Origin of the sequence: Verrucosispora sp. FIM060022 (assembly GCF_003977705.1) — a bacterium.
Taxonomy (GTDB): Bacteria; Actinomycetota; Actinomycetes; order Mycobacteriales; family Micromonosporaceae; genus Micromonospora; species Micromonospora gifhornensis.
In genome coordinates this window covers 1,433,391-1,450,419 of the sequence record NZ_RQIV01000001.1, presented here as the reverse complement: position 1 = coordinate 1,450,419, position 17,029 = coordinate 1,433,391, and the positions used below count along the sequence as shown (strand labels likewise).

19 protein-coding genes are annotated in these 17,029 nt (G+C 70.7%); 6 read left to right on the top strand and 13 right to left on the bottom strand.

Features of this window, described 5'->3' with window-relative positions; all coding sequences use genetic code 11:
• Positions 1-48 precede the first annotated feature (48 nt).
• From EG812_RS06300 to EG812_RS06295, 3 genes are all read right to left on the bottom strand, one after another.
• Entirely contained in the window at positions 49-267 is a 219-nt protein-coding gene (locus EG812_RS06300; RefSeq protein ID WP_081476133.1) for a thiazolylpeptide-type bacteriocin, read from the bottom strand.
• A gap of 179 nt (positions 268-446) precedes the next feature.
• Positions 447-629, bottom strand: coding sequence for a hypothetical protein (locus EG812_RS29245; RefSeq protein ID WP_013733984.1), 183 nt, complete (start codon positions 627-629; stop codon positions 447-449).
• 55 nt (positions 630-684) lie between these two features.
• The gene (locus EG812_RS06295; protein ID WP_158632491.1) at positions 685-2,838 is read right to left on the bottom strand and encodes a TOMM precursor leader peptide-binding protein; all 2,154 of its coding nucleotides are present in this window, start codon (positions 2,836-2,838) and stop codon (positions 685-687) included.
• 440 nt (positions 2,839-3,278) lie between these two features.
• Between EG812_RS06295 and EG812_RS06290 the strand changes: the two genes are divergently transcribed.
• From EG812_RS06290 to EG812_RS06280, 3 genes are read left to right on the top strand one after another with little or no spacing between them, the layout of a single operon-like run.
• On the top strand, positions 3,279-4,235 hold the full coding sequence (locus EG812_RS06290; RefSeq protein ID WP_126711019.1) for an ABC transporter ATP-binding protein: 957 nt from the start codon (positions 3,279-3,281) through the stop codon (positions 4,233-4,235).
• Positions 4,232-5,074 carry an ABC transporter permease gene (locus tag EG812_RS06285; protein WP_013733987.1) on the top strand — a complete coding sequence of 281 codons (843 nt, stop codon included), beginning with the start codon at positions 4,232-4,234 and terminating at the stop codon, positions 5,072-5,074. Before EG812_RS06290 ends, EG812_RS06285 begins: the two co-directional genes overlap by 4 nt.
• Before the next feature lie 22 nt (positions 5,075-5,096).
• Positions 5,097-5,318 carry a hypothetical protein gene (locus EG812_RS06280; RefSeq protein WP_126711018.1) on the top strand — a complete coding sequence of 74 codons (222 nt, stop codon included), beginning with the start codon at positions 5,097-5,099 and terminating at the stop codon, positions 5,316-5,318.
• Positions 5,319-5,357: 39 nt separating this feature from the next.
• Here EG812_RS06280 and EG812_RS06275 read toward each other — a convergent pair whose 3' ends face one another.
• The 8 genes from EG812_RS06275 to EG812_RS06240 all read right to left on the bottom strand — a co-directional run bounded on the left by EG812_RS06275 (position 5,358) and on the right by EG812_RS06240 (position 13,067).
• Positions 5,358-5,996, bottom strand: coding sequence for a gluconokinase (locus EG812_RS06275; RefSeq protein ID WP_013733989.1), 639 nt, complete (start codon positions 5,994-5,996; stop codon positions 5,358-5,360).
• Positions 5,986-7,215, bottom strand: a complete 1,230-nt coding sequence (manD, locus tag EG812_RS06270; RefSeq protein ID WP_013733990.1) for a D-mannonate dehydratase ManD — start codon at positions 7,213-7,215, stop codon at positions 5,986-5,988. The genes EG812_RS06275 and manD overlap by 11 nt, the downstream gene beginning before the upstream one ends.
• A 23-nt stretch (positions 7,216-7,238) precedes the next feature.
• Entirely contained in the window at positions 7,239-8,195 is a 957-nt protein-coding gene (locus EG812_RS06265) for a sugar kinase (RefSeq protein ID WP_126711017.1), read from the bottom strand.
• Positions 8,192-8,830: a bifunctional 4-hydroxy-2-oxoglutarate aldolase/2-dehydro-3-deoxy-phosphogluconate aldolase gene (locus EG812_RS06260; protein ID WP_233579394.1), complete on the bottom strand. Its 639-nt coding sequence runs from the start codon at positions 8,828-8,830 to the stop codon at positions 8,192-8,194. Before EG812_RS06260 ends, EG812_RS06265 begins: the two co-directional genes overlap by 4 nt.
• Positions 8,831-8,832: 2 nt before the next feature.
• On the bottom strand, positions 8,833-9,981 hold the full coding sequence (dgoD, locus tag EG812_RS06255; RefSeq protein WP_013733993.1) for a galactonate dehydratase: 1,149 nt from the start codon (positions 9,979-9,981) through the stop codon (positions 8,833-8,835).
• Positions 9,982-9,986: 5 nt separating this feature from the next.
• Positions 9,987-10,802, bottom strand: a complete 816-nt coding sequence (locus EG812_RS06250) for a carbohydrate ABC transporter permease (RefSeq protein WP_013733994.1) — start codon at positions 10,800-10,802, stop codon at positions 9,987-9,989.
• Positions 10,799-11,749, bottom strand: coding sequence for a carbohydrate ABC transporter permease (locus tag EG812_RS06245; RefSeq protein ID WP_198408908.1), 951 nt, complete (start codon positions 11,747-11,749; stop codon positions 10,799-10,801). The genes EG812_RS06250 and EG812_RS06245 overlap by 4 nt, the downstream gene beginning before the upstream one ends.
• A gap of 70 nt (positions 11,750-11,819) precedes the next feature.
• The gene (locus EG812_RS06240; protein WP_415878016.1) at positions 11,820-13,067 is read right to left on the bottom strand and encodes an ABC transporter substrate-binding protein; all 1,248 of its coding nucleotides are present in this window, start codon (positions 13,065-13,067) and stop codon (positions 11,820-11,822) included.
• 179 nt (positions 13,068-13,246) lie between these two features.
• Between EG812_RS06240 and EG812_RS06235 the strand changes: the two genes are divergently transcribed.
• On the top strand, positions 13,247-14,011 hold the full coding sequence (locus EG812_RS06235; RefSeq protein ID WP_223165704.1) for a FadR/GntR family transcriptional regulator: 765 nt from the start codon (positions 13,247-13,249) through the stop codon (positions 14,009-14,011).
• A 7-nt stretch (positions 14,012-14,018) separates the two neighbouring features.
• On the opposite strand, the gene EG812_RS06230 is transcribed toward EG812_RS06235, so the two are convergent.
• Entirely contained in the window at positions 14,019-14,366 is a 348-nt protein-coding gene (locus tag EG812_RS06230; protein WP_013733998.1) for a hypothetical protein, read from the bottom strand.
• Positions 14,367-14,492: 126 nt separating this feature from the next.
• On the opposite strand from EG812_RS06230, the gene EG812_RS06225 reads away from it, so the two are divergent.
• Entirely contained in the window at positions 14,493-15,128 is a 636-nt protein-coding gene (locus EG812_RS06225) for a CG0192-related protein (RefSeq protein ID WP_126711014.1), read from the top strand.
• A gap of 70 nt (positions 15,129-15,198) precedes the next feature.
• Entirely contained in the window at positions 15,199-15,825 is a 627-nt protein-coding gene (locus EG812_RS06220; RefSeq protein ID WP_013734000.1) for a DUF6518 family protein, read from the top strand.
• Positions 15,826-15,938: 113 nt separating this feature from the next.
• On the opposite strand, the gene sigJ is transcribed toward EG812_RS06220, so the two are convergent.
• Positions 15,939-16,823, bottom strand: a complete 885-nt coding sequence (sigJ, locus tag EG812_RS06215) for an RNA polymerase sigma factor SigJ (RefSeq protein ID WP_126711013.1) — start codon at positions 16,821-16,823, stop codon at positions 15,939-15,941.
• Positions 16,824-17,029: the final 206 nt, after the last annotated feature.

Genomic DNA, 17,029 nt, shown 5'->3' with positions numbered 1-17,029 from the left:
CGGGTCACGTCGACCGCCGGGCGTGCGGAACGTCCGGCGGCAGGTGACCTAGCTGGTGCTGCTGCAACTCGACGAGGTACAGCTGCAACAACTGGACGTACTGCAACTGGAGCAGCTCGACGTGCTGGTGCTGCTGCTGCAGATGTCCATCAGGTCGGCGGACAGATCCGCGATGTCCTCGACCTCGAACGTCTCGGTCTGCAGGTCGCGCAGTTCGCTACGGACCGAGTCGGCGAGCGAACCGGATGTCGGGGGTTGTGTCGGCACGGACGTCTCCTTGAGCCGCGATCGGCGCCAGTGGTCCTGGTAGGGGCCGCACCACCACGATGGTTCCAGCGGAGGCACGCAGGGCTGCTCGCCGGCTCGCACCGGCGGCGGTTGGGCGTCGTGTTGCGATCCCACCAGGACGTAGGGTCATCGGCGTCGGGTTGAACCCGTTCACCCGGTCAGCCGCAGCTGGAAGTGCTGGTGCTGGTGCTGCAGCAGCTGGACGTGCTGCAACTGCAACAGCTGGAGCAGGAGCAGCTGGAGCTGGTCGCCGCGAGCATCTCCTCGCCGTCGGCGACCTCCTCGATCTCGAAGGTCTCAGTCTCCAGTTCGCGCAGCTCGTCGTTCAGGGTGATCGGCATGTTTCCACCTCCTTTCACGATGTGTGCCTCGTCGGGACCACGTGTCGTGGTGGTTTCAGTCGGCCGTACGGCCGTGGTGGCGCAGCAGGACCACGCCGCTGCGGAACGCCCCGCCGGCATGGATGTCGCGGGTGGTGGTCTCCACCAGCAGCGCGCTGATCGACCGCTGGTCCAGCGCGGCCAGCACGGCGGCCCGGTCGGTCTCGGCTGGAGTGTCGGCAGGGTCGGTGGTGGAGCCGACCGGGGCGAGGTCGGCGAGGAGCGTCGCCGGCTCGAAGTCCCGCAGCACCGGGTCGCCGAGGTCGGCGTCGGTCCGCTCGAAGTGCCGCACCTGGACGTGGCCGACCGCGTCCCGCACGGCGGCCAGCCGGGTGGTGACCGGGTCGAAGCCACCGGCCAGCGCCCAGTAGCGGCGGTCGGTGCCGGGCAGTTCGGTGACGGCGAGCACCGCGTGGGCCGGCGCGGCGGCCGGCAGCGCGACGACCGTCAGCCGGCAGCCGAGCCGGTGCGCCGCCTTGACCACGAACGCGGTGTCGTCGTCGCCGATCAACTCCTCGTCACCGACCAGGCGTGGGCCCGAACGACCGCGCATCGCGCTGATCAGCGCGTGGTAGGCCAGCGCGTCGGCCAGCCCACGGTCGATCACCTCGTCGAGGGTGGCCCCGACGGCGGCCCCGGCCACCGTCGGCTCGGCCCAGCCCTCGGTGTCGTGGCCGCCGGTCGGCAGTGCCAGCGCGGCCGGAACCCAGACCTCGTCGGCCCCGCCGAGCACCCGGGCGGGCAGCCACCGCCGCCGCGGGTCGTCCGGCGGTGCGCCGGCCGCCGTGTCCAGTTCCGTCCAGGACACCGGATCAGCGCCACGTTCCCGCAGTTCGGCGGCGCTCGTAATGAGCGTGCCGGACGGGTCGGCGTACCGGCCGGCGTGGTCGCGGATCGCCGTGCGGTAGGCGGCCAGCCGGGCGCCCATCACGGTGTGCACGTCGAAGGCGGTCACCTCGCGGGGCCCACTGCGGCCGGGCAGCCGCAGCCGGGCCGTCTTCAGCGGCGCCTGTTCCAGCGGGTCGTCGACGAACCGGGTGAAGACGCCGGCGTTCGGCGCCACCAGCACCTCGGCCCGCTGGTACGTCGTCTCGTCGTCGCTGTCGGCGGGCGCCGGGGGAGTGGGCACCTCGACGTGCCGGCAGACCGGGCACGCCGGGTGCGGCAGCACTCGCTCCCGGGTGGACTCCAGCGTGGTCGTGTCCAGCAGCAGCACCCCGGTGGCAGTGTCCGCCGGGAGGGCGCCGGTGAGCACCCGGAACAGTTCGAACGCGGCGGCGTTGCCGACCATCCGGCCGGTCACCTCGGGCAGCACCGCCGGTGCGCCGACCGAGACGGCGAGTTGGCGCCAGAACCGCGCCGACATCGCCGGATCGGCCGCGGCGGTGAGTCGCAGCTGGGCGCAGAGCCAGCACGGGGTCTGGCCGGTGGCCACGGTCGGCCCGATCACGGTGCGTTGCTCGTCCCAGTGCACCGGCACCAGCAGTGGACCGTCGCGGTGGCAGGTGCGGGCGAGGTCGGCGAGGCGGGACAGGCCCTCCGGGCCGGTGCAGTAGACGACCGCGTCGGCGCCGGCAACCGTCAGTGCCGCTGCGTGCACGTTAACCTCGGCCGCGATCTGGTCGGCGCTCAGCTCGTCGAGGTCGGCGCGGAGGGCTTCGACGTACCAGCCCGGGTCGTCCTCGGGGTACAGGTCCAGAGTGACGCATCCGTTGCGCAGCAGACCGCGGGCTGCCGCCAGTAGTGGTGCCCCGCTGCCGCCCAGCGCCACCCGGGCCTGGTGGAAACGCAGGAACCGGCCGGTGGGGTCGTCGGCGAAGTGATCGACGAACTCGACCTGCGCGGCGAATCGACGGGCCAACGGTTGCGGCAGCGCGGTGCGCTCCCCCGCGTCCTTGGCGAAGCCGCGGGCGATCAGCGCCCGGACCAGGGTGAGCACGGTCCCGCGCTGCCCGTCGTCGAGGGTCGCGGTGAGCTGCGCGAGGGTGTGTTCACCGGTGAGGTACGGGCTCAGCGAGGTCAACCAGCGGAAGGCCGTCCTGCCCTTGATCAGGAAGGCGGTGTCCGGGCCGCGCAGGTACGCCCCGGCCGGAGCGTCGAGGAAGACCACGTCGTGCCGCAACTTCGGCCGCATTGCCAGCGTCTTCCCGGCGTCCGGCGACTCGCTCATCCACCGCTCCCATGCATCGACATCGGCCATCTCGAAAGCGACTACATGCTGCCCATGATCTACTCGCCCCGTCAACAAACTCTTTCAAAAAAAGCAATGTAGTCGGTGAATGCCCCGGTCGTGAGCCGCAGCTGCGACAAAACGTCCGTTCAAGGGGCCGGAGGTTCTTCCGTGCGTCGATCGCCTCCGCTACCCTGTGGTGCGTCCGAGGCTCCAGCGCAGGTCACAGCGTCGAACGGCGTCCAACCTGGATTACCGCCACGCGGCCATACGACGCCTGCCCACCGGGCACCCCCGCCGAACTCACCGAAGGAATTAATTGGCGATGTGCAAGCAACCCTGCGTGGCGGCACAGGAAACGAGGCACCAGACATGAACATTCGTGGAAATCAACGTGACCGGTCCCCATTGCCCGATTTTCCGGTTACGGTGTGCCGTTGATGGGTGCGAGTTTCGCCGCCGAACTGCACGAGGTCAGCAAGCGCTATCCCGGTGGGGTCACCGCGGTCGACGGGCTCAGCCTGCGGGTTCGTGAGGGTGAGGTGCTCGGCTTCCTGGGGCCCAACGGCGCCGGCAAGACCACCACGATGCGGATGCTGGTGGGGCTCGTGCGCCCGAGCGCCGGCCGGATCCAGGTCCTGGGGCAGCCCCCCGGACGGCAACTGGCCCGCATCGGCGCCCTGATCGAGTCGCCCACCTTCTACCCGCACCTGTCCGGCCGGGACAACTTGCGGCTGGCCGCCCGGTACGCGGGCGTACCGGACGCCGCCGCCGACCGGGTGCTCGACGAGGTCGGCCTGACCGCCCGGGCCAGCTCGCCGTTCCGCACCTACTCCCTGGGCATGAAACAGCGGCTGGGGGTCGCCGCCGCGCTGCTCAAGGAGCCCGCCCTGCTGATCCTCGACGAACCCACCAACGGCCTCGACCCCGCCGGTGTGGCGGAGATGCGGGAACTGCTGCGCTCACTCGGCCAGGGTGGACAGACGGTCCTGCTCTCCAGTCACGTGCTCGGCGAGGTGGAGCAGGTCTGCGACCGGATCGCGGTCATCGACCGGGGCCGGTTGATCGCCGAGGGTACGCCGGACGAGCTGCGCGACGCCCTGGGCACCGGCGTACTGCTGATCGACGCCGACCCGGCCGACGAGGCGATCGCCTGCCTGGGCGCCGACGACCGGGTCCGGGCGGTGGAACAGGTCGACGGGACGCTGCGGGTCAGCACCGACCCGGCCCTGGCCGGAGCGCTCAACCGACGACTCGTCACCGCCGGGGTCGACGTACGCGAACTGCGTCCGCTGCGTCACTCGCTGGAGGAGGCGTTCCTGGAGCTGACCACGCCGACCGCGTCCGCGCCCCGACGATCCGACCAGCCGGAAGCGACGACGGGAGCCCAGCGATGATCGCCTCGGTACGTGCCGCCTGGTTCGCCGACCGGCGACGCCCGGCGGTGTGGACGGTAACGGCGACCTGGACGCTGCTCGCCCTGGCGTTCGGCATCGGCATCCCGTACCTGGTGCACCTGACCCTGGCCGGCGACCCGGAGCAGGCCGACGCCGCCGAGACGCTGCTGGCCGCCGTCCTGCCCGGCCAACTGGTCACCACCGGCATCGGGCTGTTTCCCCTCTTCGGCGGCGCCATCGTGGTCATCCTCGGTGCCCTGGTCGTCGGCAACGAGTACCGCTGGGGCACCCTCAACCTGATCTTCACGCAGCGCCCCCGGCGCGGGCAGGTGCTGGCCGGTCACGCCGTCGTCCTCTGTGGGCTGACGTTGCTGGTCGCCGTGCTCACCTTCGGCGCGTTGGCGGTGGTCACCGGGGTGCTCGCGGTGGTGGAGGGACGTGGCGCGGACTGGCCGCCGGTCGCGGACCTGGCCGGTGCGGTGGCCGCCGCCTGGCTGATCTGCACCGCGCACGCCAGCGTCGGCTGGTTCCTCGCGATCGTCTTCCGCAGCACCGCCACGGCGATCGCGATCGGTCTGGTGTGGACCCTGGTCCTGGAGAACGCGATAAGCGGGCTCGCCCTGGTATTGAGCCCGCTGGAGGTGCTGCAGAAACTCCTGCTGGCGCCGAGTTCGGGCGCGCTCGCCGGCGCGCTGGGCGCCCGGTCCCAGTTCGACGGGGGCACGCCCGGCGTGCTGGAATCGTCAAGTGCGGTGCTGCCGGCCACGGTCCTGCTGGGTTACACCCTGCTGATGTTCGGGCTCGGCAGCTGGCTGGCGGCGCGTCGGGACGTCAGCTGACCCGCCGGAGACGGAGGAACAGATGGAGTTCCTGCTCGCTTTCGCGTTGACCGGCCTGGTCGCCACCAGCGGCTGGATCGCCTGGGCCGGGGTGCGCGGCTGGTCCCGGTTCCGGGATCGCCGGCACGAGCTGCGGCTGGCCCGCGCCCGGTCGGCCGCGGAGCTGCGCCAAGCCGAACTGCGCCAAGCCGAACTGGCCAACGAGACCTACCAGGACTTCGTCCGCCGCCACCCGGAGCGGTGACAACGGTGGCGACCCCGCCCGGGGTCGCCACCGTTGTCGTCACGCGCGTCCGGACAGGTCCGGTCGTTCCTCGACCACCGCCACCGCCTCGGTCGCGGCAACCAGCTCGGTGTCGACCGGCACCTCAATTCCGGCCAGCGCCTCTGGCGACTCGTCGCGTGCCGGCAGGCCGAGCCGCCGTACCGCCTCGTCGACCAGCGCCTCGCTGGTCGACCGCAGGTCGATGACGATGCCCGGCTCGTCCGGCCAGAGCGGTTCGAGTGTCGCGGTCTGCGAGTTGAGCAGGCTGGGCGGCATGTACTCGTGGGTACGCACCGACATCCGCTCCCGGATGACCTCGGTCGGGCCGTCGAGGTGCACGAAGAACACCCCCGGCGGTCCCTGCCGCAGCAGGTCCCGGTAGGAGCGCTTGAGCGCCGAACAGGTCAGCACGGTGGAGACGCCCTCCCGGTGCCGGGCGGTCATCCAGTCGGCCAGGGCCTGCAACCACGGCCAGCGGTCGTCGTCGTCCAGCGGTATCCCGGCCCGCATCCGCGCCACGTTGGCCTCGGAGTGGAACTCGTCGGCCTCGGCGAAGGCCAGTCCGGTCCGGGCGGCGATCCCCCGGGCCACCGTGGTCTTGCCCGCGCCGGAGACCCCCATCACCACGATGTGCCGGGTCGACGGCTCACCAGTCATGGACCGTGCCGTCCTTGAGCCGGTTGAACGGCAGGTACGCGGGCTGGTACGGGAATCGGGCGGCGGCCTCCTCGTCCAACTCGACCCCGATACCGGGCTGCTCCCCCGGGTGCAGGTAACCGTCGGTGAAGGTGAACGACTGGCGGAACACCTCGTTGGTCAGCGGACCGTGGCGCATGTACTCCTGGATGCCGAAGTTGTGGATGGCCAGGTCCAGGTGCAGCGCCGCGGCCATGCCCACCGGGGAGATGTCGGTCGGGCCGTGGATGCCGGACTTGATCTGGTACTGGGCGGCGAAGTCGAGCAGCTTGCGCATGGCGGTGATGCCGCCGGTGTGGGTGACCGCCGAGCGCACGTAGTCGATCAGCTGTTCGCGGATCAGGGTCTGGTAGTCCCACACCGTGTTGAACACCTCGCCGATGGCCAGCGGTGTGGTGGTGTGCTGCCGGACCAGCCGCAGCGCCTCCTGGTTCTCCGCCGGGGTGCAGTCCTCCAGCCAGAACAGGTCGTACGGCTCCAGGGCCTTGCCGAGCTTGGCGGCCTGGATCGGGGTCATCCGGTGGTGGCCGTCGTGCAGCAGCGGCAGCTCCGGGCCGAACTCGTTCCGGACCGCCTCGAAGACACCGGGCAGGTGCCGCAGGTAGGCGCGGGTGTCCCAGTCCTCCTCGGCGGGCAGCGGGGTGCGCTGGGCCGGCTCGTAGTCGTAGCGCTTGCCGCCGGTGCTGGGCTGGGCGGCCACGCCGTACACGGCGTTGATGCCGGGCACCGAGGTCTGCACCCGGATCGAGCGGTAGCCCTGCTCCAGGTGCGCGCGGATGGAGTCGAACAGCTCCGGCACGTCGCGGCCGGAGGCGTGGCCGTAGGCCATGATGCCGTTGCGCGACGCACCGCCCAGCAGCTGGTAGAGCGGCATGCCGGCGGCCTTGGCCTTGATGTCCCACAGCGCGACGTCCACTGCGGCGATGGCGGCCATGGTGACCGGGCCGCGCCGCCAGTACGCCGAGCGGTACAGGAACTGCCAGGCGTCCTCGATGCGGTGCGCGTCGCGCCCGATGAGCAGCGGCACCACGTGGTCGCGCAGGTACGAGGCGACGGAGAGTTCCCGGCCGTTGAGGGTGCCGTCGCCCAGGCCGGTGATGCCGTCCGCTGTGGTGATCTTCAGTGTGACGAAGTTGCGGTCAGGGCTGGAAACGATGACGTCGGCAGCGACGATCTTCACGAGGGGGTGCCTTTCTCGCAGTGTCAGCGGAGGGTGGTGCCGGCGGCGTTGCCGGTCAGCAGGGAAAGCTCGTCACGGCGGGGCAGACCCTCCCAGTCGCCGTGCGCGGTGACCGCGAAGGCGCCGAGCGCCACCGCGCGCCGCAGCCGGTCGCGTAGGTCCAGTCCGTCGAGGTGGCCGGAGAGGTAGCCGGCGGTGAACGCGTCGCCGGCGCCGACGGTGTCCACCGCGGTGACCGGCACCGCGGCGAGGTGCTGCGCTCCGTCGCGGGTGTACGCGCGGGCCCCGTCGGCGCCGAGCTTGACCAGCACGGTCTGCACGCCCCGGTCCAGCAGTTCGGCGACGACGCCGGGCTCGTCGGTGCCGGGCCCGGCGACCAGGTCCAGTTCGTCGACGGAGGCGATGACGATCGACGCGTACCCGGCCAGTGGGGTGAGCACGGCGCGGGCGGCGTCCCGGGACCAGAGCCGGGCCCGGTAGTTGACGTCCAGCGACACGGTGATGCCGGCGGCGGCCGCCTGCCGGGCCGCGAACATCGTCGCCTCCCGGGCGCTGTCGGACACCGCCGGGGTGATGCCGCTCAGGTGCAGTACCCGGGCACCCGCGGCGAGCGGTCCGGCGACGTCGTCGCAGGTCAGCGCCGAGCCGGCCGAGCCGGTGCGCTGGTACTGCACCCGGCTCAGGTCGGCGGTGCGCCGTTCCAGGAACATCAGGCCGGCGAGCCGGTCGGGGTCGCGGCGTACGCCGTCGGTGCCCACGCCCTCGGCCCGCAGTTGGCGCAGCACGAACTCACCGAGTTCGTCGTCGCTGACCCGGCCCACCCAGGCGGCCCGGTGGCCGAGTCGGGCCAGCCCGATCGCCACGTTCGTCTCCGCGCCGGCCAGGTGCATGGTCAGTGGACCGCCGAGGGCCAGCGGGCCGGACGAGCGCAGCGACACCAACGCCTCGCCGAGGGTGAGCACGTCCACGGGCGCGGTCACTGTGGCCCCGCTTCGCGGACCGCCGCCCGGTAGGCGCGGGCCCGCCCCCGCAGCGCGTCGAGGTCGCCGCCGGAGGCGGCGTCGCCCACCAGCGGGCCGCCGACGCCGACCGCGATCGCGCCGACCGCCAGGTAGCCGGGCAGCTCGGCCAGACCCACCCCGCCGACGGCGACGAACGGGATGTCCGGGAACGGGTCGCGCACCGCCTTCAGGTAGGCCGTGCCGCCTACCGACGCCGGGAAGAGCTTGACCGCGCTGGCGCCCCACCGGACGGCGGTGTACGCCTCGGTCGGGGTGAGCGCGCCGGCGGCGACCGGCAGGCCCCGGCGGACCGCCTCGGGGATCGAGTCGACCACGGCCGGCGTCACCACGAACTGGGCGCCGGCCGCCGCCACGTCGGCCACGGCCGCCGGGGTGAGCACCGTGCCGGCACCGACCAGGGTGCCGGCGGGCGCGTCCGCCCGGATCGCCGCGATGGCGTCGAGCGCGCCCGGGGTGGTCAGCGCCACCTCGATGATCGACACCCCCTCGGCCAGCAGGGCGGTGCCGGTGGCGATCGCGGCGGCGGTGTCGGTGCCCCGGATGATCGCCAGCAGCCGCTGCGCGGTGAGTTCGGCGGTGAGCAGGTCGGTCATGGTCACCACTCCGCGTACGAACCGTCGACGTGTCGGAACATCGGGCTACGCCAGGCGTGACCCCGCTTGTCCGCCGCGCGTACCGCCTGCTCGTCGATCTCGATGCCCAGCCCGGGAGCGGTGAGGCGCTGGACGTACCCGTCGACGAAGGTCAGCGGCTGCTGGTCGACACAGTAGTCGAGCACCTCGGCACCAAGGTTGTAGTGGATGCCGATGCTCTGCTCCTGAATCAGGTAGTTCGGCGTGGCGAAACCGACCTGCAGGCAGGCGGCCAGGGCGATCGGCCCGAGCGGGCAGTGCGGGGCCAGCTGCACGTCGAACGTCTCGGCCAGCGCGGCGATCTTGCGTACCTCGGTGATGCCGCCGGCGTGCGACAGGTCCGGCTGGGCCACCGCGATGCCGGCCTGGAGCACCGGCAGGAACTCCTGCCGGTTGTAGAGCCGTTCCCCGGTGGAGACCGGGGTGGTGGTGGAGCGGACGAACTCCCCGATCAGGTGGGAGTTCTCCGGCACCACCGGCTCCTCCAGGAAGAACGGCCGGTACGGCTCCAGCAGCGGCGCGACCCGGCGGGCGTTGGCCAGGGTGAACCGGCCGTGGAAGTCCACGGCCACGTCCCGGTGCTCGCCGAGCACCTCGCGGGCGGCGGCGACCCGCTGGACCACCTCGTCGAGTTCGGCGACGGTGGCCAGCGGGCTCATCCGCCCGGAGGCGTTCATCTTCACGGCGGTCAGTCCCGCCTCCACCCGCGCGGCGATCTGGTCGCGCACCTCGCTGGGCTCGTCACCGCCGACCCAGCCGTAGACCCGGATCCGGTCCCGGACGGGTCCGCCGAGCAGCTGGTGCACGGGGGCGCCGTACCGCTTGCCGGCGATGTCCCACAGCGCCTGGTCCAGGCCGGCGACGGCGCTGGCCAGGATCGGGCCACCCCGGTAGAAGGAGCCCTTGGTCATCACCTGCCAGTGGTCCTCGATGCGCAGCGCGTCCTGGCCGATCAGCAGTTCGCTGAGCTGCTCGACGGCGGTGCGTACGGTCTCCGAGCGGCCCTCGCAGGTCGCCTCGCCCCAGCCGACGATGCCGTCGGTGGTCTCCACCCGGACGAACAGCCAGCGTGGTGCGACGAGGAACGTCTCGACGCGGGAGATGGTGGTCATGGTGCTCAGCCCTTCGTCGCGCCTGCGGTGAGTCCGGAGACGATGTACTTCTGCACGAACAGCGCGATGATCATGATGGGCAGGGTGACCACGGTGGTCGCCGCCATCAGGCCGCCCCAGTCGATGCTGGCGTAGCCGACGAAGTCGAAGATCGCCACGGGCAGGGTCTTCGTGTCCGCGCCGGAGAGCACCAGGGCGAACATGAAGTTGTTCCAGGAGAAGATGAAGGACAGGATGCCGGCGGTCGCGATGCCCGGCACCGACAGCGGCAGGGTGACCCGCCGGAACGCCCCGATCGGGGTCAGACCGTCGACCTGCGCCGCCTCCTCCAACTCGTCCGGCAGACCGTCGAAGAAGCCCATCATGATGTAGACGATCAACGGCAGGGACACGAACATGTGGCTCAGGATCAGCACGCTGAACCCGCCGACCATGCGCAGGTTCGAGAAGACGTAGTACCAGGGCACCAGCAGCGAGACACCGGGGATGACCCGGGCCATCAGCACCACAAGCGCCGACTTGCGCATGTTGAACCGGCTCATCGAGTACGCGGCCGGCACGCCGAGCAGCAGCGACAGCACGGTCGCGGCAAAGGCCACCCAGAGGCTGTTGCCGATGAACTGGATGTAGTTGGCCTGCTGCAGGACGGTGCCGTAGTTGTCAAGCGTGGGCGAGAAGATCAGGGCCTTGCTGGTGTCGTAGATGTCGACGTTTGTCTTGAAGGAGGCGGCGACCATCCAGACCAGCGGCGCCACCAACGACAGCACGACGACGACCAGGGCCACCGTGCGGAAGATCCGGAATCCGAGACTCGTCTTCATCGGGCGGCCTCCTTCTTCTTGCGGGAGGTGAGGAGCCACATCACGCCGATGATGATCAGGAAGAACAGGATCAGCACCGTCGAGGAGAGGCCGTACTCGTTGTAGTCGAAGCTCAGGCCGTAGGCGTACACGTTGAGCGTCTCCACCTCGTTGAAGGAGCCGCCGCCGCGCCCCTTGGTCGCGTAGAGGATGTCGAAGGTCTTCAGCGCGTCGATGCCGCGTAGCAGCACCGCGACGATCACGGTGGGCATCAGCAGCGGCAGGGTGACGTGTCGGAAGCGCTGCCAGGTGCTCGCGCCGTCGATCATCGCCGCTTCCTGCGGCTCGTCGGAGAGCGAGGTCAGGCCGGCCAGCAGGATCAGCACCACCATCGGGGTCCACTGCCAGATGTCGATGAAGATCGTGGTGGGCAGCGCGGTGTTCTGCCCGGCCAGCCACGGCTGCGGGCCGATGCCGACCCAGCTGAGGATCTGGTTGGCCATACCGATGTTGGGGTCGAAGATGAGCCGCCACATCATGCCGACGGCCACCGGGGTGGCGACCAGCGGCAGCAGGATCGCGACCCGGACCCACTTCTCGCCCTTGAACGGACGCCACAGCAGCAGGGCGATCGCCATGCCGAGCACTACCTCGAAGAACAGCGCGGCACCGGTGAACGCGGCGGTCCGGCCCACGGCGGGCCAGAACCGGTCGGTGTCGGTGAGCACGTCCAGGTAGTTACGCAGGCCGATGAACTCCGACTCGGCCCGGACCGACCCCGAGGAGTCGGTGAAGCTGAGGTAGATGGTCCAGGCCAGCGGGAAGATGATCAGCGCGGCGACGAAGGCCATGGCCGGGGCCGCGAAGAGCCACTTGCGATGGTCGTTGGCCCAACGCGCCCAGCCGGGCGTGTCAGGCATGACTCCGGCGCCGCGTGGCGTCCGGCTGGGTGCGGTTACAGCTGGCATCAGATCTCCGTGATGGGGAGGCCGGACGGGGGTGGCGGGGCTGTCCGCCCCACCACCCCCGTGCCCGGACTTAGCGGGCCTCGTCGTCCAGGAACTTCTGGAAGGCCTGGTTGGCGGCCTCGGCGGAGGCGGCGGCGTCCTTACCGGTGATGGCGTCGACGATCGGCTGACCGACGATCTCGCGGGCCTGCGCGACCCGCTCGACCACCGGCCGGTCGTGACCGACACCGTTGGCCAGGCTCACGGTGATCGCGTCGGCCATGTCCTTCGGGTAGGTGGCGATGCCCTCGGGGTTCTCCCACACGGAGGTACGGGCACCCGGCACACCGGACTTCTGCTGCTCCAGGGTCTGCGCCTTACCGGCCGCCCACTCGATGAACTTCCAGGAGTTGTCCTGGTTCTTCGAGGCCTCGTTGACCGCCAGCGCCCAGGAGGGGACGTTGTACGGCTTCGAGCCGGCCGGGCCGGCCGGGAACGGCGCGAACCCGACGGTGTCGGAGACCTTCGACTTGGCCGGGTCGGTGGCGTTCTTGTAGAGCGAGTTCGCCTCGGTGTAGAAGGCGGCCTGGCCCTGGGTGAAGATCGCCATCGCCTCCGACCAGCTCATGTCGGTGCTGATGTTGGCCGGGCCGTGCTCCCGCAGCAGACCGCCGTAGTACGCGTACGCCTGCTTGGCGGCGTCGGTGCTGACCGCGGACTTGCCGGCCTCGTCGACGAAGTCGCCGCCGAAGCTGAACAGGAAGCTGGAGAACTGGGTGACCGCGGCGGCCTTGCCGGTACGCGAGACGAAGCCGGCCACGCCCGGGTTGTCCGCCTGGATCTTCGCGGCCTGGGCCTTGAGCTCGTCCAGGGTCGCCGGCGGGGCGCTGAAGCCGGACTTCTCCAGCAGGTCCTTGCGGTAGTAGAGCACCTGCTGCTCGGTGATGATCGGCACGCCGACCACCTTGTCCTCGTAGGTGGTGGTGCTCAGCGGCGCCGCCTGGATGTCGGCGAGGTCGAAGTCGCTGCTGCCCTTGGCCTTGTCGGTGAGGTCGGCGAGGTACTTGTTCTTGGCGAACAGCCGGCCTTCCTGCAGCGGGCGGTACATCATCACGTCGATGTCGCTGGAGCCGGCGTTCAGCTTGACGTTGTACTGGTCCGACAGCTGGTCCTCACCGAGCTGGGTGACCTCGACCTTGATGCCGGTCTCCCGCTCGAACTCCGGCAACGCCTTCCGGATGTTCTCGGTCCAGACATGGTTGACCAGGGTGACCCGCACGGTGTCGGAGGAACCGCTGTCGTCGCCGCCGCCACAGGCGGACAACGTCAAGGCGGACACCATCGCCAGAGATATCCCGATTTTTGACCGACGTCCCACGTCCGTCTCTCCTTCTGTGTTGGTCGCGACCCCGGGGGGACGGGCACGACAACGGGTTTTTACATCCGCTTAACGTCCGGATGCTAGGCCGAAAAAGCAGACTTATACAAGGGGTACCTCGGACTGATATGATCCGTGACGTGATTGTGCCCTCACCGGGGGTTGCACCCGCACAGGCCGCCCCTGCCGAGGCTGGGCTGCACGGACGCGTCCTCGACCACCTCGGCACCGCCATCTGCGGCGGTGAGCTGGCCGCCGGCGCCGTGCTCAACATCGATGAACTGGTCGACCGCTACGCGGTGTCCCGCTCGGTGATCCGAGAGGTGCTGCGGGTGCTCGCGTCGATGGGGTTCATCGAGACCCGCCGCCGGGTCGGCGTCATGATCCGCTCAGCCGATCACTGGAACGTCTTCGATCCCCAGGTGATCCGCTGGCGGCTGGCCTCGGCCGGACGCATCGCCCAGATCCGCTCGATCACCGAGCTGCGTACCGCCATCGAGCCGCACGCCGCGTGGCTGGCCGCCCAGCGCGTCGACCACGACGACGCGAGCGAGCTGGTGGGGCTCGCCGCGAAGATGTGGGCCGCCGGCAAGGCCGGCGACGAGGAACGCTTCCTCCGCCTGGACATCGAGTTCCATCAGCGGGTGCTGCGCGCCTCCGGCAACGAGATGTTCGTCAAGCTCCAGGACCTGGTCGCCGAGGTGCTCATCGGCCGGCATCACTACCACCTGATGCCGCACTACCCGCACGAGCAGGCCCTGCAACTGCACGCCGAGGTCGCCCAGGGGATCCAACGACACGACGGCGACAGCGCCCGCCGCGCCATGGTGCAGATCATGGAGCACGCGTTCGAGGAGATGTCGTCGATCTGGGAGCAGACGCTGCACGACCCGCACCTGGCCTGAACACAGGTCACCGCGGTCGGATCAGCCACTCCCAGGCCCGACGCAGGCCCAGCCGCACCGGGTCGTCGGACTCCTCCACCTGCTCGGCCGGCATGTCCGTGCTCGGCTCGTGCAACTGCCCGGCCGGCACCGACAGCACCACACCCCGCTCGTGGAGTTCACCGATCTGCTCCCGGTAGGCGAAGCGGTGGGCATGGTGCTCCCGGGACGGTTCGATGATCACACCATGGAAGATGTCCTGCGCCTCGTCGGCGACGACATGCTCGACGACCCCGACGAACGCGCCGCCGGGGGCGTAGACCGGGACACCGGCGCCGAGGGCGAGGTAGGAGACCTTCGCACCGAGATCCGTCACTGTCACGCTCCTTCGGTACGCGTCGGTGGCCGCCCGTCCGGTGAGAGGGCTGCGATACCCGCTACCGCGCCGCGCACACGTCCGCCGGGACCGCGCCGGACACCGAGCGGGCATACGATGCCGCGCATGGCGTTACTGCACCGGGCGGAGATCCGCCCCACCAAGCTCGAACTGTTGACCGCCTGGCTGCCCAGCCGTGGCTGGTACCAGGGGGACGCCGCCGCCGAGGTGGTGCGGGTGGCCGCGTACCGGTTCGACGACCCGGCCGGTGAGGTCGGCATCGAGACCCTGCTGGTCCGCGCCGGGGCCGGCCCGGTGCATCAGGTGCCGCTGACCTACCGTGGTGCGCCGCTACCGTCCGCCGACGCCTGGCTGATCGGCACCATGGAGCACTCGGCGCTGGGCACCCGCTGGGTCTACGACGCCTGCGCCGATCCGGTGTACGCGGCCGCGCTGGCCGAGGCCGTGCTCGCCGACACCGGGCAGGCCGAGGAATACTTCGAGGTCGACGGCCACCGTGAGGTGCGCGCGCCGAGCATGGAGATCAGCAGCGACCCGGGCGGCATCGACGTGCCGGCCGTCGGCGCGGTACGCCGGGTGGTGGACGGCACCCTGGCCGTGATCGTCACTGACACGGTGGAGTTGACCCTCCTCCGCCGTCCCGACGCGGCCGCCGGCGGTACGCCGAACGGCACGGTCGCGACGCTGAGCGGCGCCTGGGACGGCGTGAGCATCCCCCTGGCGTACGCCGCGCTGCGCTGACGCCCGTCAGCGACGCAGCGGCAGGGACACCCTCGGGACCATCGATGCATACCGAGTATGCTCCGATCTCATGCGACACCACCCCGACCGCCGCAGCATCGCGCTCACCGCCGTACTCGGCGGACTGCTGCTCGGCATCCTCGACTTCATCTGGATCAAGTTCGTCCCCTTCCCCTTCGCCGACCTGGGCAACTCCAGTGCGGTCTGGGCGGTCGCCGCGTTCGCCTTCGGCTTCTGGGTCCGGACCGGCTGGGTACGCGCGGCCATCGGCGCCGCCGTCGCGCTCGTCGTCGCGGTCCCCGGCTACTACGCCGCAGCGGCGCTCATCCAGGGCGACGAGTGGTCGATACTGTGGGCACCCACCTCGCTGCTCTGGATGAGCTTCGGCGTCCTCGCCGGAGTGGTCTTCGGCATCGGCGGTGTCTGGGCGCACGAGCGAGGATGGCGACAACCGGTCGGCATCGCCCTGCCCGGCGCGGTCCTCTTCGCCGAGGCCCTGATCGACGCCAGCCGGATCAACCACCCGAACTACGGCATCGACCCGCTCTGGGACGTCCTGATCAAGACCACGCTGGGCGTCCTGGTCGTGGTCGTCGTCGCCCGCGGCACCCGGGCACGACTGCTCGCGCTGGCCACCGCACTCCCCCTGGCTCTGATCGGCTTCGCAGCCTTCCGACTGGCCGGCTTCGGCCTCTGACCGGGTGCCACACCCACCGCATCGACTCGCCCCGCCCGACCGCTCCCGACCGGACGATCTCGACGGCGCGAGGCGGGCCGCGACACCGGTCACCTCGCCGTCCGGTGCAGTCGTCAGTCGGTGAAGGCGGCGAGATCCAGTCGGGCCAGGCGGTCCGGGTCGGCGATCACGTCGATCTCGGCGATCAGGCCGGCCGAGACGGTGAAGGCCATCACCGACAACGGCCGACCGGCTGCGGTCACCACCACACCGGCGCTGCCGTTGATCACAGCGGGCCGGGCGAACGGGGAGAACCGGCCGAAGGTGACGGCCTGAGCGGCGACGTCCCGGGCCCCGGTGAGCACGGTGGTGTGCCGGGTACGGGCCACGCCACCGTCGGCACGCAGCACCACGTCCGGATGCAGGACGCCCACCAGCGCGTCGAGGTCACCGTCGCGGGCGGCGGCGAGGAAGGCGTCGACCACCTGCCGCTGCCGGGCCAGATCGGCGTCCGGTCGGGGGGCCTGGCCGCGTACCCGTCGGCGGGCCCGACTGGCCAGTTGCCGGGCCGCCGTCGGTGACCGGTCGATCATCGGCGCGATCTCGTCGAACGGTACGGCGAACATGTCGTGCAGCACGAAGGCGAGCCGTTCCGCCGGAGTGAGGGTGTCCAGGACCACCAGCAACGCCAGCCCCACCGAGTCGGCAAGCACGGCGGCGTACTCGGGATCGTCCGGGCCTGCCGGTGCGACCACCGGGTCGGGTACCCGCACGTCCAGTGGCTCCTCGCGGCGGCGCCGGCGGCCGCGCAGCGTGTTCAGACTGACCCGGGCGACCACCGTGGTCAGCCAGGCGGCGAGGTTGTCCACCCCGTCGACGTCGGTACGGGACAGCCGCAGCCAGGTCTCCTGCACCGCGTCGTCGGCCTCGCCGAGCGAGCCGAGCATCCGGTAGGCCACCGCGCGCAGGTGCGGCCGATGCTCCTCAAACCGCTCGGCCAGCCAGGTACGCCCGTCCATGTCGTTCCTTTCGGCTGGACCGACTGGTCGTTAACAAGGGGCCCTTCCTCTACCGCAGGCGTTAGGAAGGGGCCCTTCCTAACGCTTCGACCCCACCTCGCGCCCCAATGTGACCGCCGGGTGATCCAGCTCACCCGGCGGTCACATCGATCGGTGGGGCAGGGTCGAGCCGGTGAAGCCACGAACGGTAATCGACCGCGCGTAAT

Bases quoted from the DNA above. Each gene is read 5' to 3' on its own strand.
- EG812_RS29245 (WP_013733984.1), bottom strand. From the start codon at position 629: ATGCCGATCACCCTGAACGACGAGCTGCGCGAACTGGAGACTGAGACC.
- EG812_RS06295 (WP_158632491.1), bottom strand. From the start codon at position 2,838: ATGAGCGAGTCGCCGGACGCCGGGAAGACGCTGGCAATGCGGCCGAAG.
- EG812_RS06290 (WP_126711019.1), top strand. From the start codon at position 3,279: ATGGGTGCGAGTTTCGCCGCCGAACTGCACGAGGTCAGCAAGCGCTAT.
- EG812_RS06285 (WP_013733987.1), top strand. From the start codon at position 4,232: ATGATCGCCTCGGTACGTGCCGCCTGGTTCGCCGACCGGCGACGCCCG.
- EG812_RS06280 (WP_126711018.1), top strand. From the start codon at position 5,097: ATGGAGTTCCTGCTCGCTTTCGCGTTGACCGGCCTGGTCGCCACCAGC.
- EG812_RS06275 (WP_013733989.1), bottom strand. From the start codon at position 5,996: ATGACTGGTGAGCCGTCGACCCGGCACATCGTGGTGATGGGGGTCTCC.
- EG812_RS06260 (WP_233579394.1), bottom strand. From the start codon at position 8,830: ATGACCGACCTGCTCACCGCCGAACTCACCGCGCAGCGGCTGCTGGCG.
- dgoD (WP_013733993.1), bottom strand. From the start codon at position 9,981: ATGACCACCATCTCCCGCGTCGAGACGTTCCTCGTCGCACCACGCTGG.
- EG812_RS06250 (WP_013733994.1), bottom strand. From the start codon at position 10,802: ATGAAGACGAGTCTCGGATTCCGGATCTTCCGCACGGTGGCCCTGGTC.
- EG812_RS06245 (WP_198408908.1), bottom strand. From the start codon at position 11,749: ATGCCAGCTGTAACCGCACCCAGCCGGACGCCACGCGGCGCCGGAGTC.
- EG812_RS06225 (WP_126711014.1), top strand. From the start codon at position 14,493: ATGGCGTTACTGCACCGGGCGGAGATCCGCCCCACCAAGCTCGAACTG.
- EG812_RS06220 (WP_013734000.1), top strand. From the start codon at position 15,199: ATGCGACACCACCCCGACCGCCGCAGCATCGCGCTCACCGCCGTACTC.
- sigJ (WP_126711013.1), bottom strand. From the start codon at position 16,823: ATGGACGGGCGTACCTGGCTGGCCGAGCGGTTTGAGGAGCATCGGCCG.